The organism is Kitasatospora sp. NPDC001539, from assembly GCF_040298565.1.
Taxonomy (GTDB): Bacteria; Actinomycetota; Actinomycetes; order Streptomycetales; family Streptomycetaceae; genus Kitasatospora.
In genome coordinates this window covers 51,846-65,212 of record NZ_JBEPAK010000010.1, presented here as the reverse complement: position 1 = coordinate 65,212, position 13,367 = coordinate 51,846, and the positions used below count along the sequence as shown (strand labels likewise).

General features: G+C 73.3%; 12 protein-coding genes. 5 read left to right on the top strand and 7 right to left on the bottom strand.

From position 1 onward, the window contains the following. Positions 1 to 55 precede the first annotated feature (55 nt). Positions 56 to 1,726 (bottom strand): phospholipase D-like domain-containing protein, encoded by a 1,671-nt coding sequence (locus tag ABT247_RS04175; RefSeq protein ID WP_350737600.1) that lies wholly within the window; start codon positions 1,724 to 1,726, stop codon positions 56 to 58. 283 nt (positions 1,727 to 2,009) lie between these two features. On the opposite strand from ABT247_RS04175, the gene ABT247_RS04170 reads away from it, so the two are divergent. Continuing rightward, entirely contained in the window at positions 2,010 to 2,498 is a 489-nt protein-coding gene (locus tag ABT247_RS04170) for a hypothetical protein (protein WP_350737597.1), read from the top strand. Positions 2,499 to 2,581: 83 nt separating this feature from the next. Here the strand turns inward: ABT247_RS04170 and ABT247_RS04165 are convergent, their stop codons facing one another. The 5 genes from ABT247_RS04165 to ABT247_RS04145 form a co-directional block, all read right to left on the bottom strand. Beyond that, positions 2,582 to 3,130, bottom strand: a complete 549-nt coding sequence (locus ABT247_RS04165; RefSeq protein ID WP_350737594.1) for a hypothetical protein — start codon at positions 3,128 to 3,130, stop codon at positions 2,582 to 2,584. A 136-nt stretch (positions 3,131 to 3,266) separates the two neighbouring features. Next, positions 3,267 to 5,111 (bottom strand): putative Ig domain-containing protein, encoded by a 1,845-nt coding sequence (locus tag ABT247_RS04160; protein WP_350737591.1) that lies wholly within the window; start codon positions 5,109 to 5,111, stop codon positions 3,267 to 3,269. Between the two features lie 463 nt (positions 5,112 to 5,574). Continuing rightward, on the bottom strand, positions 5,575 to 6,045 hold the full coding sequence (locus ABT247_RS04155; protein ID WP_350737588.1) for an ATP-binding protein: 471 nt from the start codon (positions 6,043 to 6,045) through the stop codon (positions 5,575 to 5,577). 100 nt (positions 6,046 to 6,145) lie between these two features. After that, positions 6,146 to 6,709: an STAS domain-containing protein gene (locus ABT247_RS04150; RefSeq protein ID WP_350737585.1), complete on the bottom strand. Its 564-nt coding sequence runs from the start codon at positions 6,707 to 6,709 to the stop codon at positions 6,146 to 6,148. A gap of 164 nt (positions 6,710 to 6,873) precedes the next feature. Next, positions 6,874 to 7,773 (bottom strand): SigB/SigF/SigG family RNA polymerase sigma factor, encoded by a 900-nt coding sequence (locus ABT247_RS04145; protein WP_350737582.1) that lies wholly within the window; start codon positions 7,771 to 7,773, stop codon positions 6,874 to 6,876. Between the two features lie 229 nt (positions 7,774 to 8,002). Between ABT247_RS04145 and ABT247_RS04140 the strand changes: the two genes are divergently transcribed. From ABT247_RS04140 to ABT247_RS04125, 4 genes are all read left to right on the top strand, one after another. After that, complete coding sequence (locus ABT247_RS04140; protein WP_350737579.1) at positions 8,003 to 8,437, top strand: SRPBCC family protein; 435 nt, start codon at positions 8,003 to 8,005, stop codon at positions 8,435 to 8,437. A 143-nt stretch (positions 8,438 to 8,580) separates the two neighbouring features. Then, complete coding sequence (locus ABT247_RS04135) at positions 8,581 to 8,949, top strand: PRC-barrel domain-containing protein (RefSeq protein ID WP_350737576.1); 369 nt, start codon at positions 8,581 to 8,583, stop codon at positions 8,947 to 8,949. Positions 8,950 to 9,144: 195 nt separating this feature from the next. Beyond that, positions 9,145 to 9,540, top strand: a complete 396-nt coding sequence (locus ABT247_RS04130) for an SsgA family sporulation/cell division regulator (protein WP_350737573.1) — start codon at positions 9,145 to 9,147, stop codon at positions 9,538 to 9,540. Between the two features lie 616 nt (positions 9,541 to 10,156). Beyond that, on the top strand, positions 10,157 to 11,245 hold the full coding sequence (locus ABT247_RS04125; protein ID WP_350737571.1) for a mechanosensitive ion channel family protein: 1,089 nt from the start codon (positions 10,157 to 10,159) through the stop codon (positions 11,243 to 11,245). A 111-nt stretch (positions 11,246 to 11,356) separates the two neighbouring features. Here ABT247_RS04125 and acs read toward each other — a convergent pair whose 3' ends face one another. Beyond that, the gene (gene acs / locus ABT247_RS04120; protein WP_350737568.1) at positions 11,357 to 13,366 is read right to left on the bottom strand and encodes an acetate--CoA ligase; all 2,010 of its coding nucleotides are present in this window, start codon (positions 13,364 to 13,366) and stop codon (positions 11,357 to 11,359) included. Position 13,367: the final 1 nt, after the last annotated feature.

Genomic DNA, 13,367 nt, shown 5'->3' with positions numbered 1-13,367 from the left:
CCGCCCGCCGCCCCCACGGGCGGACGGTCGCCGGGCCCTCGCGGCCGGTGCGGCGTCAGCCCTGGCAGATGCCGCGGGTGTAGTCGTACGTCGCGGCGGTCCGCGAGTACTGCCACTGGGGGGCGAGCACCCGCTCGTCGAGCTGCGCCGCGGCGGTGCGGTCCTCGACCACGTAGCCGAAGTCCTGCAGCCAGGCCGGGTAGAGGTTCTTGGAGCCGATGGCGAAGGCGGATCCGTCGACCGAGACCAGCTTGTGGTGGAGGGCGTACGGGTGGCCGTCGGCCCAGGTCGAACCGGCGGCGGCGCGGAACGGCGCGAGTTGGAGGTTTCCGCACATCGCCGCCCTGGCCCGGGCCGGGTCGCCGAGGCGGGCGGTGAGCCGGGCGGCGAGGGTGTCGCTGATCTCGTTCAGGGACTTGATCTGCGAGTAACCGCCACTGCCGACCGCGCCCCGGTTGCCGGGGTCGCTGACCACGATGCGGACCTTCACGCCGTCGGCGAGCTTGGCCGCGAGCAGGTCGAAGAGCCGCACGTCGTAGCGGGGCATCGGCGGGCAGGTGCCGGTGACGTCCTGCTGGGAGATGTCGATGCGGCTGGCCGCGCTGGCGACCAGCGCGCGCAGCGCGCTCTCCTCCGGATTGACCGTCTCGTAGTCGCGGTCGCCGTTGGTGTTGTCGTGCAGGCCGACCGGGCCGCACTTGAGATCGCCGGCGGCGGGCACCGGGCCGGGGCGGTAGGTGGAGACCGGGTCGCTGTCGCGGATCCCGACGCCCAGGCCGCCGACGGCGATCACCGACTGGCCGCCGGTGGCGGGCACGCGGTCGGCCGGTGGGTTGTGCCGCTTCTCCAGGTCCGGGGTGCAGGCGGCGCCGTTGGAGGAGGCGAACCAGGCGGCCGAGAGGACTCCGGTGTTGCGGCAGGTCCAGGCCCAGAGGGTGTCCAGGTAGGCACCGGCGGAGGCGGCGGCCGGACCGTTCAGCGCGAGGTCGACGTCGGTGACGGGGTGGGTGGTGTCCAGGTAGTCGGCCTTCCAGTTGTTGATCCCGCCGGCGATGACGCTCTGTCCGTCGACGACCAGCAGCTTGGAGTGGTTCCAGGAGAACGCGGTCCTGGCGGTGGTCATCGAGGCGACCTCGACGGTGACGGCGCGGGCGGCGCCACCCAGTTTGGCCACCAGGTCGTCGCGGTACTTCGACGGGAGCGCGGTGATGTTGTAGAGCGGCGCGGCCCCGGCGAGGATCCGCACGTGCGGCGTGTTCCCGGCGGCCACGGACGCCTTGAGGCCGTCCACGATGGCGTCCTGGAACGCGCCGTCCGGGAACGGCGCCAGGGTCGAGATGTCGACGGTGCGGGTGGCGCGCGCAATGTTCTCCCGCATCCTGTCGAGCAGGCGGCGGGTTCCGGTGCGCTCGGTGCAGGACGCGTCCCCCCAGCAGCCGGGGGTCTGCAGCAGCCAGCCGCCCGGGTCGTCGGCCGGCGCGTCGAGCCGGTTGCCGGCCGTCCGCTGCCACACCGTCCCCTCCAGGCCGGGGGACACCTGATGCAGCGCCTGTTCCACGGCGTCCAGGTGCGGGGTGGCGTCGGTCCGGGCCGCCGGCCCCGGGGCGGGGGCGGGGGCGGGCGCCGCAGCGGCGGGGGCGCCGGGCAGTGCGCAGACGGCGGCGGCGAGGGCCAGTGCCGTACCGGCGAGACGGCGACCGGATCGGCGGGGCTGGTGATCGAGCACGTACGAGTCCTTCATGAGGGGCCGGGTTCGTTCACCCGGATGACAAGATCAAATTACCCTAAGGTAACCTGATGTAATGTCAGGGACCCATCACCGGAAGCACATCGGCCCCGCACCGGTCGGGGCGGGGGCCGCGGGCGAGAATCCGAGCACCGTGCCGCGCACGAGGACGATCAGGGCGACGGGTGTGCGCCGTTGGGCACCAGTGGTGGCGGGGCTCGGCCTCCTGTTGGCGGGATGCGGGAGCGAGCACGTGGGAGGCGGGGCCGGGCCGGGGGCCGCGATGCCCTCGCCGAGCACGACGGCGGCGCCCGCCTCACCGCGCGACTTCCCCTGCCCCGGGGAAAGCCCGACGACGACCCCGGCGGCGACGCCGACCGCGGCCCCGACGTCGACGGGGGCGCCGGCCGGGCCGCCGTCGCCGCCGGACCACTACTGGGAGAACAACGGGTTCAAGATCCCCCTCCCGCTGCACGGACAGGCGCGCTGCGACGGGTTGTCGGCCGTCCAGCGGATCCGGGGCGCCCTCGAACCGCTGCGCCGGCGCGGGGATCTCACGGTCGGGAGCACCCGCACCGCGCTCACCGGCCTCGGGTTCGAGGACGGGAAGGTGACGGTGGACGGCAACGGTGCCGGCCTCAGCTTCCTGATCGACGCCACCGGCTCCCACCTGTGCCTGGAGGGCACCGTGAATCCGGCCGCCGTCACGGCGGAGGCCTTCGGGGGCTACCCGGACCACCCCGGCTGCGACGTCCCCCGCGGCGGGCACTGACCTCGGCCCGGCGGTCCCGGCGGCCCGAGGTCAGGCCGGCCACCTCAGTCGGCCGCCTCAGCAGGCTGCCTCAGTAGGCCGCGTCAGCCGGTGACCTCGACCGTGACGTCGTACGTGCGTTGGTCCGGCGCGCAGTTGAGGGCCTCGCCGCAGACGGTCCGGGAGGCGGCGAGGTGGGCGGTGCCGGGCGTGCGGGCGGTGAACGCGGTGGTCACCGTGCCGCAGCCCCCGCCGGGGCGGCAGCCGGCGGACGGCGAGGTGGTCGGCGGGCCGGCCGGGGCGACGACGTCCGGGGCCGAGCTGGTGACGGCGGACCAGTAGGTGCTGTGCAGTGCGACGGAGACCGTCGTGCCGACGGCGACCTTCAGGGTGGTGTGGTCGGCCTTCTCGTCGGCGGTGACGGCGCCCGAGGCGGTCGTGGCCGTGGGCGTGGGAGCGGCGGTCCCGGTGGCCGTCGCCGTGCCCGTGGGTGCGGCCGTCCCCGTGGCCGTGGGCGTGGGCGCGGCCGTCGCCGTGGCCGTGGTCGCCGGGGCGGAGGAGGCCGCCGGGCTGGCGGCCGAGCCGCAGCCGGCCAGGGCCAGCAGCGCGGCGGCGCAGGTCAGGGTGACGGCGGTGGGTCTTCTCAGGTTCACGGTGGTTCCCTAGTGCCGGGGTACGAGCGGTGCCGGTTGGACGCACCGGCGCCCGGATCGGATCCCTTCCCCCGGGAGCGAAAACCGCACCGGGGCGGGCACGAGGCCCACCCCGGCGCGTTCGGCGCGTCGATCGTCAGGAGACGGTCACGTCGTCGTAGTAGGTGTAGGTCGGGTCACCCGGGTAGTTGTCGTCGTGGTTGCTCAGGGTGAGCGTGTAGGAGTGGCCCGGGGTGACGGCGGCCGTCTTGTTGGTCCAGGTGCCCGTGGTGGTGCAGGTCTTGGCGAGGACCGTGGTGGTGGTGCCGGTGGTGTTGTCCTTCAGGGTGGCGGTGGCCCAGTCGTAGGTGACGGTGTCGTCGCAGGTGTTGCTGTACCAGAAGGACAGCTTGCTGGAGCCGGTCGGCGCGGTGAAGGTCTGGGCGAGCGAGGAGTCCCCGGTCGGGCTGGTGGAGCCGACCATGGCGCCGTAGCCGCCGCTGTGGGCGGCGCCCGCGGTGGCGGAGGTGGAGCCGGCGGCGGTCCAGCCGGTCAGGCTGCCGGTCTCGAAGCCGCCGTTGGTGACGGATCCGCCGCCCGAGGTGGTGGACTCGGTCCAGGTGAAGGTGGTGTTGCCGGCGGCGCCGGTGGTGTCGGTCGCGGTGACCGTGACGCTGGAGGTGCCGGCGGCGGTCGGCGTGCCGGAGATCAGGCCGGTCGAGGAGTTGATCGACAGGCCGGCCGGCAGGCCGGTGGCCGAGTAGGTCAGGGTCTGGCCGGTGGCCGAGTCGCTGGCGTGGATCTGCAGGCTGGCCGCGGTGCCGACGGTGCCGGTCTGGTTGCCCGGGTTGGTGACGGTGACCGTGTTGCCGTGGGTCAGGATGGCGTGCGAGATCGCGCAGGAGTTGGTGTCGTTCGACCAGCTGGCCTGCTCGGCGAAGGTGCCGAAGGAGCCGAAGGAGACGTTCGCGGCGCCGCCCGTCGAGCCCGGCTGGATCCAGGCGCACTCGTCGGAGTTCTCCTGGCCGTTGTACGAGCTGCCGGACACGTGGTTGGTCCAGCCGCCGGCCGGGTTCTGGTCGGACATCATCTCGTGCCACTCGTGGCCCAGCGTCATCGTCCAGCCGTCCAGCGTGCCAGGCGAGTTGACGAAGCCGACGCCGCAGCTGGCGCCCTGGTCGATGTTGTACGGCTGGTTGGAGAAGGCGATGTCGCCGTAGGGCGAGCTGGCCGCGCCGCCGGTGAGGGTGGTGTCGCCGTTCCAGTCGTGCCAGGCGCAGTACCCGGTGGTGGGGTTCTGGTAGTCGTCCGGGTTGGTGCCGTGCGGCGAGAGGATGACGTAGTACGCGTCGCGGTTGGAGGCGGCCGTGGTGTTGCCGAAGTGGCCGGCGGCCTTGACGGCCTCCTGGGCGAGCTGGTTGCCGGTGGCCTGGGCGGGCGAGGCGGCCGCGTTGTCGTACCAGACGCCGGCCAGGACGCCGCCGCTCTGGTACGGGATGAAGTTGGCGTTGGACGGGCAGCTGGTGGCACCGGTGGCGACGTTGGGGCCGTCGCACCACTGGGTCAGGTCGGCCGACCAGGTCTCGCCGTTGGTCCCGATGCCCTTGAACATCTGCTGGGTGGCGCCGGCGGCGCCGGCCGAGTCGCCGGAGAACTTCGCGTTCCCGTTCGCGTCGGTGGTCTGGGTGCCCCACTGGGTGCCGTAGAAGACCAGGTACACCTTGGAGTGCCCGCTCTGCACGCCGATGCCGTCGACGCCGCCGCCGTAGGACAGCGTCTGCTGGCCGGTCGCCGCCGCCTGGTTGTGCGCGGCGAGCCACTGCTTGTAGTTCTCGTGCTGCTTCATGTTCGGCACCGCGCCGTGGCGGTACGGGTGCCCGTTCTGCGGGCTCCAGGGGTTGAACTCGTTGGCGGTGCTGCCCGAGGAGCTGGAGATGTCCTGGGCGGCGGCCGGGCCGGCCGCACCGGCCAGGCCTGCGGCGGCGAGCGCGAGCGACGCCATTCCGGTGAGCGCCGCGTACTTCGCGCGCCGCGTTCTGCGGGAGTGACCCATGGGGTGGGGGTGCCTCTCTCTGCCGATCGCCCGCACGGCCCGGGGGACGGCGGACGATCCCTTTGTGGGGAAGGGAGCTGACGGCGAATTCCGTTCGAAAGCCGAATCCGGCGATGTGTTCCGGCACCCGGATTTGACTGCCCGTCGGCTGGGGCCGCCGTCTGCTGGCATGAGGAAAGCAGAGCTGATGAACGCGGGTCAACGGCGAAGGGTAAGGAATCATTAAGAGTGGGTATCCGGGCAGGTGGAGCCCGTGATCGGCAGGGAGTTCAGAGCTGCGGTCATTCACTGAATAGTGGTCACAACACTGTTTCCAAATTCAGTGAAACCGTCGCATCGTCAACAACTTCGCGATTCACTGTGAACGGCCTCCGTGCCCGTTCCCGGCCTCCGCCGGGAGCCTATTCCGGGCTCAACTTCCCGTGGCCGGACGCGGGGCGTCGATCTCGGCCCAGACCGTTTTGCCGTCGTCGTGCGGCAGCGCGCCCCAGCGGGTGGCGGTCTGCTGGACGATGAAGAGGCCGTGCCCGCCGGGCAGGCCGGGGTGGTGGGGCCGGCGCGGCTCGGGCAGGGTGGTCGACCGGTCGCTGACCTCGATCCGCAGGCGGGCCTCGGAGGCGTCGAGGACCAGTTCCACCGGACCGCCGGCGTGCAGGGTCGCGTTGGCGACCAGCTCGGCGACGAGGAGCACGATGTCGTCCCCGGTACCGGCGGCGCCCGTCGGCCACGACCAGTCGGCGACGGCCTGCGCGGTGTACGTCCGGGCGCGGGCGACGGGCTTGGGCAGCCCGGCGAGGTGCAGGCGGCGGCGCTGTCCGCCGGGGGGCAGTGTGGGACCGGCACCCGACCGGTCGCCGTCCAGGGTGGCCCGGCTGGTCGTCATGAACGGGTTCCCCTCCGTTTCGGCACTGGGTGGCTCTCCGCTTCGCCTGCTCGGCTTCCCGACCGCCGCGGGATCATGCGCGATCGCCCGGCGGCAGCGGTCACAGCGGCGCCGTCAGTGCGGCCTCCAGGGACGGGTGGAGCGAGAACACGCTGTCGGCGCAGGTCAGTTCCAGCAGCCGCCGGACCGCTTCGGACGGGGCCGAGAGGCGGAACCCGACGTCCGCCGCGGTGGCCGCCAGCCGGGTCCTCAGCAGCAGGTTCAGCCCGGAGGAGTCGCAGAAGTCGACGTGTCCGAGGTCGACGACGAGCAGCGGCGGATGCCGGTCCACCAGGTCGTCGAGCGTGCTCCGCGCGGGGGCCAGCGTCTCGACGTCGAGGTCGCCCGCCAAGGCGCAGACCACGGCGAGGTTCTCGGTGTGCCAGGTGCGGACGGCCAGGTCGGGCCGGACCGGACCACCGGTCGCCGGGTCGAAGCCGACCAGTCGCAGCCCGGGCAGTCGGGGCTCGGGCAGTCGGGGCTCGGGCAGTTGGTGTCCGGACAGGTCGGGCCGGCGCAGTCGGGCCTCCGGCGGGTGGGGCCGGCGCAGGGGCGCCCCGGTCGGCCGGCACCGCGCCGGGGTGCTCGGCGGCGGCGGTTCGAAGGCGGCGGGGACCGGGGGCACGCTCGTGGGCCCCTCCTCCTCCGGCGTCGTCTCCTCGGGCCGCATCGTCCTCGCACTCCCTCCACGGGCGTCCTCCACGAGCCTAGGCACGTCGATGCCGTTACGGCCAGGCCCTGGCCCGAATTCGACCGGTCCCGGACGGTCCCGCGGACCGTGACGCGCGTTCAGGTGGCGGCGAGGCCGGCGCGCAGGCGCTTCATCGTGCGGCCGAGCAGACGCGAGACCTGCATCTGGGACAGCCCGAGCCGGTCGCCGATCTGGGCCTGGGTGAGGTCCTCGCCGAAGCGCAGCGACAGGATGAGCCGGTCGCGCTCCGGCAGCGCCGCGATGAGGGGCTTGAGCGCGATCAGGTCCTCGATCCTCGCGTACCTCGGGTCCTCCTCGCCGAGGCACTGGAGGAGGGTGGCCGGCTCTCCGTCCTCCCCCTCGGCGGCGGGGGCGTCCAGCGAGCCGGCGGTACGGCCGTTGGCGGCGGCGAGCCCGTCGACCACCTCCTCCTCCGGCAGTCCGAGGTGTTCGGCGAGCTCGGGCACGGTAGCCGCGCGGCCCAGCCGCTGGAACAGATCGTCGCGGGCCTTGGCGAGATCGATGCGCAACTCCTGGAGGCGTCGCGGCACGTGGACGGCCCAGGTGGTGTCGCGGAAGTGGCGACGGATCTCCCCCAGGATCGTCGGCAGGGCGTAGGTGGTGAACTCGACGCCGTGGCCGGGGTCGAAGCGGTCGACCGCCTTGATCAGGCCGAGCGAGCCGACCTGCACCAGGTCCTCCTCGGACTCGCGCCGCGTGCCCAGGCGGTGCACCGCTATCCGGACCAGGGACAGGTTGAGCTCGATGAGGGTGGCCCGCACGTACGAGTACGCGCGGGTGCCCTCGTCGAGCGCCGCGAGCCGGACCAGCAGCACCCGGGTCAGCTCGCGCGCGTCGGCGGGCGCGACCCGCCGGACGTCCTCGATGCCGGCGAGTTCGGGGAGGGCGGGGCGGGAGGCGGTCGGAGCGGTGACGGACGGCGCCGCCCGGCCCGGGGCCGTCGCGCGGTGGAGGAGGTCGTCACCGGTGGTGGCCATGGCTTTCCCTTCCGCTCGGCCTGCGGTCCGCCCCCGGTTACCCCCGGGAGCCTCGTCCATGCCCCTCCCCGGGTGCGGATCGCGTGAACTTCCCTGCCGGGCCGGCGAGTAGTCGAGATGGCACGCACTGTGCATGCCCGGCCCGGATCGGGGCACCCGGACCGGTGTGGACCGCCGCAGGGGCGGCGGAGTCGGGGGAACCCGGACGCCGGAGGTCGAGGAGGAGACGATGGGACGGATCGAGGAGTCGGTCGAGGTGGCGGCGCCGCTCGACGAGGTCTACGGGCAGTGGATCCGCTGCGAGGACTTCCCGCAGTTCATGCGCGGGGTGCTGAGCGTCGACGTGTCGGGCCCCGGCAGCAGCAGCTGGGTGGTCGAAACCGCCGGCGGCCGACGGGAGTTCGAGGCGGTCACCACGGAGGTGGTGGAGGGCGAACGGGTGGCCTGGGACGGTGGGTCCGGCCCGGTCCGGCACAGCGGCGTGGTGACCTTCCATCACGTGGACGAGCGCACCACCCGGGTCATGCTGCAGCTGGAGATCGAACCGCACGGGCTCTGGGAGCACCTCGCGGAGGCACTCGGCTTCGTCGACCGCAGGGTCATCGACGACCTGAACGACTTCAAGCACCACGTCGAGCTGAGCAGCGGGGCCACGGCCGGTTGAACGGCCTGCTGCCCCGGACGGCGTTCCGGACGCCGAAGGGCGATCCGAACGCATGAACCTCGACATCGGGGGCAGTCGAGCGGACACGACCGGCCGGGCCGTACGGGAGGGCCCGGTCCACGAGGAAGCGAACGGAGGCAGTCATGAGCGAACGACACGACATCTGGCAGTTCCGCACGGCCGCCGGGCACACCGCCGGCACCGACCTCATCGGCTTCCACGTCGAGGCCACCGACGGCTCGATCGGCAAGGTCGACAAACTGTCCGAGGAGGTCGGCGAACAGTACCTGGTCGTCGACACCGGCCCGTGGATCTTCGGCAGGCGCGTCCTGCTCCCGGCCGGCACGGTGACGCGCATCGAGATCGCCGAGCAGAAGGTCTACGTCGACCGGTCCAGGGACGAGATCAAGCACAGCCCCGACCTCGACGAGTCCGAGGACCACCAGGAGAACGACACCCGCGAGCGCTTCGGTCCCTACTACGACCGGTTCTACGGCGGCCGGATCATGTGACCCGGCAGCGGCCGGAAACCGCGCCGGACCGGTCGGCCCCGCCGGAGACGCCGGCACCACCGGAGGGGCCGGCGCCACCGGCCGGGCGAGCACCCCCACGGGTCAGCACCGGACGGGACTGACCGCGACAGACCGACGGAAGGACCGGCCGCGACCGTCCCGCTGCGGACGGAACCGGGAAGGAGAACCCGCTCGATGGAACGTCTCACCACCCGGATCACGATGCGGCTGATGACCGGGGACGAACGCAGCCGGGACCTGGAGGTCGGCTGGTCCTACCGGGCCGACGATCCCCACGCGGTGGACCTGGACTTCTCGTCCTACCAGCCGGGCACGGTGTGGACGCTCTCGCGCGACCTCCTCGTCACCGGCCTGCTCCGCCCCGCGGGAGAGGGCGACGTCCACGTGACGCCCTACGACAACGACCGGGTGCTGGTGGCACTCGGCGGCCGCGAGGGCGTGGCCCTGCTCGCCGCCTCCGCCGAGCCGGTCGCCCGCTTCCTGGCCGCCACGGCCGGCATGGTTCCGCCCGGGCGCGAACACACCCGGATCGACTGGGACCAGGGCCTGAAGGACCTGCTGGCCGCCTGAGCCGTCGGGCCCTGCCCTCGGCGGCGGGCGGGGCCCGGCGTCATCCACCCCACGGCCCGCCGGACCGCGCCCCCGCGAGACCGGCCTCCCGGACCGAGCCTCCACGAACCACGCTCACGCGCCGAGCCCACGGACCCGCCTCGCGAACCCGGCTCACGCGCCGAGCCCACGGACCGAGCCGGTGAACCCGGCTCACGCACCGAACCCACGGAACGACCGAGAGGAGCCCCCATGACCAGCGCACCCGCCCAGCCGGGCGTCCTGCCGCAGCCCGACGAACCGCCGGGGCCGCCGATGCCGGTGCCCCCGGAACCGGCCCGGCCGCCCGGCCCGCCCGTGGTCCCCGACCCGCCGCCACCACCCGGTTCGCCCGTCCCGCCGCCGGACCCACCACCGGCGCCCGGCCCCGTCCGGCCGGCCCCCGGCCCGGCCGCGCCCCGACCGGGGCATCCCCATCCCCCCGAGCCGCCGGACTGACCGGCGGTCAGCGAGCCCGGTCACGGGCCGACGGACGCCGCCCAGCTCCCCCGGGCGGCGTCCGTCGGCGTGGTGGCACCGCCTCCCGCGACCGGGCGTCACCGTGCCCAACTCCCGCAGACAGGAAGGAGACCGGCACATGTGGAGTCTGCTCCGCCTCGCCGTCGTCGGTGTCGCGGCCGCCCTCTTCACCTACGGCCTCGACCGGATGATGCAGTTGGTGGCGCGGCGGCTGACGATCCAGGGCAGTGCCGAGGGTGTCCCGCGGATGGTACGCAGGTGTCGCCGCCCGGTGCTGGCGCTGACGGCGTGCCTGCTGCTCTCCGCCGCACAGCCGTGGATCGACCCGCCGACCGCCACCCGCGAGGAGCTGCGGCACCTCCTCGTGATCCTCTCGATCGCCGCCGGCGGATGGCTGTGCGCCCGGGTGGTGGCGTTGCTGGTGGACAGCGCGCTGAGGCTCGCCGTGCACCGCCGCGACGCGGCCTGGGCCGGCCGGGCCCGCACCCAGGCCAGCCTGCTCGGCCGGATCTGCCAGGCGGTGGTCGCCGTCGCCACCCTCGGAGCCGTGCTGATGACCTTCCCGGCGGTCCGCGGGGTCGGCACCAGCCTGCTGGCCTCGGCCGGGCTGGTCGGCGTGGTGGCCGGTGTCGCGGCGCAGAGCACGCTGGCCAACGTGTTCGCCGGGGTGCAGATGGCCTTCGGCGACCTGGCCCGGATCGGCGACGTCGTCGTGGTGGCCGGTGAGTGGGGGACGGTCGAGGAGATCACCCTGACCGCGGTGGTGATAGCGACCTGGGACCAGCGGCGGCTGGTGATGCCGATGTCCTACTTCGTCGGCCGCCCCTTCGAGAACTGGTCGCGCCGCACCAGCCGGATCACCGGGACGGCGCTGCTCCACCTCGACCACCACACCCCGGTCGGGCTGCTGCGGGAGGAGTTCGACGCCTTCCTGGCCAAGAGCGACCTCTGGGACGGCCAGGGCAGCGCGCTCCAGGTGGTCGACACCACCCCGACCACGATCGTCGTCCGGGCCCTCGCCACGGCGGCGAACGCCGACGACGCGTTCGAACTCCGGTGCAGGCTTCGTGAGCACCTGATCGGCTACCTGCGCGACCACCACCCCTACGCGCTGCCGCGCGTCCCGGTCGCGGACGCAGCGTCGGACCGGGTCCCCGGGCAGCTGCGGGAGGGCGACGTCACGATGCCCCGCGGCCGCATGCCCTGACCCGCCTGCCGGGGCCCTGCCGCTGGCCGCGCCCCTCCCCCGGGCTCCGCCGACGCGACGCTGACGGACCGCCGACGCGACGTCGACCGCCGGCGTCGCGTCGGCGGTCCGTCAGCCCTCGTCCCGACCGCTGCCGGCCCCGGGCTCTCCCGCTCCGGGCAGCTGGTCCTTGATGAGCTGCATCACCGAGCTGTCGGTGAGCGTGGTGACGTCGCCGAGACTGCGGTTGTCGGCGACGTCCCGCAGCAGGCGGCGCATGATCTTCCCGGAGCGGGTCTTCGGCAGCTCCGGCACCACCAGGATCTGGCGGGGCCGGGCGATCGGGCCGATCTCGTGGGTGACGTGGGCGCGCAGTTCCTCGGCGATGTCGCGGCCGCCGTCGCCCGCACCGGTCGCCGCGTCCGCGCGCAGGATCACGAACGCGACGATGCCCTGCCCGGTCGTCACGTCGGCCGCGCCGACCACCGCTGCCTCCGCCACCTTCGGGTGGGAGACCAGCGCCGACTCCACCTCGGTGGTGGAGATCCGGTGGCCGGACACGTTCATCACGTCGTCGACCCGGCCGAGCAGCCAGATGTCGCCGTCCTCGTCCTTCTTGGCCCCGTCCCCGGCGAAGTACACCCCCGGGAACCGCGACCAGTAGGTGTCGAGGTAGCGCTGGCGGTCCCCCCAGATGGTGCGCAGCATGGCCGGCCACGGCTCGGTGAGCACCAGGTAGCCGCCGGCGCCGTTCGGGACCGGCACACCGTGGTCGTCGACCACCTCGGCGCTGACCCCGGGCAGCGGGCGGAGCGCCGACCCGGGCTTGCAGACGCTCAGGCCCGGGAGCGGACTGATCATCTGGGCACCGGTCTCGGTCTGCCACCAGGTGTCCACCACCGGGCACCGGTCGCCGCCGATGGTGCGCCGGTACCACATCCAGGCCTCCGGGTTGATCGGCTCGCCGACCGAGCCGATGATCCGCAGACTGCTCAGGTCCCAGGCGGCCGGCACCTCCTCGCCCCACTTCATGAACGTCCGGATCGCCGTCGGCGCGCAGTACAGGATGCTGACCCGGTACTTCTCGACGATCTCCCACCACCGGCCCTGGTGCGGGGTGTCCGGGGTGCCCTCGTACATCACCGAGGTGGCGCCGTTGGCCAGCGGACCGTAGACGATGTACGAGTGGCCGGTCACCCAGCCGATGTCCGCGGCCGTCCAGAAGACGTCCCGTTCGGGCTTGAGGTCGAAGACGGCCCAGTGCGTCCAGGCGACCTGCGTCAGATAGCCGCCCGAGGTGTGGAGGATGCCCTTGGGCTTCGCGGTCGTCCCCGAGGTGTACATGATGTAGAGCGGGTGCTCGGAGTCGAAGGGCTGCGCCTCGTGGTGCGGCGACTGCCGGTCCACCAGGTCGTGCCACCAGACGTCCCGGCCCGGGGTGAACGACACCTCCTGACCGGTGCGGCGCACCACCACCACGGTGCGCACCTCCGGGCAGTCGGCCACGGCGTCGTCGACGGCCGGCTTGAGCGCGGAGGCGGAGCCCTTGCGGTAGCCGCCGTCCGCGGTGATCACCACCCGGGCGTCGCAGTCGATGATGCGCCCCCTGAGGGCGTCGGCGGAGAAGCCGCCGAAGACGACGGTGTGGGGCGCCCCGATCCGGGCGCAGGCGAGCATGGCGATGGCCGTCTCCGGGATCATCGGCATGTAGATCGCCACCCGGTCGCCCTCCCGCACGCCGAGTTCGGTCAGCGCGTTGGCCGCCCGGCAGACCTCGTCCTTGAGCTGCGCGTAGGTGAGGGTCCGGGTGTCACCGGGTTCGCCCTCCCAGTGGAAGGCGACCCGGTCACCGTGTCCGGCCTCGACGTGCCGGTCGACACAGTTGTGGGCGACGTTGAGACGGCCGCCGACGAACCAGCGGGCGAACGGCGCGTCCGACCAGTCGAGCACCTCGGTCCACGGCTCGGCCCAGCTGAGCCGCTGCGCCTGCGCGGCCCAGAAGGCGAGCCGGTCCCGCTGCGCCTCGCGCACCGTCCGCTCCGTGACGTTGGCGGACGCGGCCAGCTCAGGGGGCGGCGGGAATCGGCGCTCCTCGTGCGACAGGTTGGACAGCGTCTCGTTGGACGGAGTCTCGTCAGTCATC

Excerpts from the sequence above, each read along its gene's own strand:
- ABT247_RS04170 (WP_350737597.1), top strand. The coding sequence starts at position 2,010 with ATGCCCTCGCCGAGCACGACGGCGGCGCCCGCCTCACCGCGCGACTTC.
- ABT247_RS04160 (WP_350737591.1), bottom strand. The coding sequence starts at position 5,111 with ATGGCGTCGCTCGCGCTCGCCGCCGCAGGCCTGGCCGGTGCGGCCGGC.
- ABT247_RS04155 (WP_350737588.1), bottom strand. The coding sequence starts at position 6,045 with ATGACGACCAGCCGGGCCACCCTGGACGGCGACCGGTCGGGTGCCGGT.
- ABT247_RS04145 (WP_350737582.1), bottom strand. The coding sequence starts at position 7,773 with ATGGCCACCACCGGTGACGACCTCCTCCACCGCGCGACGGCCCCGGGC.
- ABT247_RS04140 (WP_350737579.1), top strand. The coding sequence starts at position 8,003 with ATGGGACGGATCGAGGAGTCGGTCGAGGTGGCGGCGCCGCTCGACGAG.
- ABT247_RS04135 (WP_350737576.1), top strand. The coding sequence starts at position 8,581 with ATGAGCGAACGACACGACATCTGGCAGTTCCGCACGGCCGCCGGGCAC.
- ABT247_RS04130 (WP_350737573.1), top strand. The coding sequence starts at position 9,145 with ATGGAACGTCTCACCACCCGGATCACGATGCGGCTGATGACCGGGGAC.
- ABT247_RS04125 (WP_350737571.1), top strand. The coding sequence starts at position 10,157 with ATGTGGAGTCTGCTCCGCCTCGCCGTCGTCGGTGTCGCGGCCGCCCTC.
- acs (WP_350737568.1), bottom strand. The coding sequence starts at position 13,366 with ATGACTGACGAGACTCCGTCCAACGAGACGCTGTCCAACCTGTCGCAC.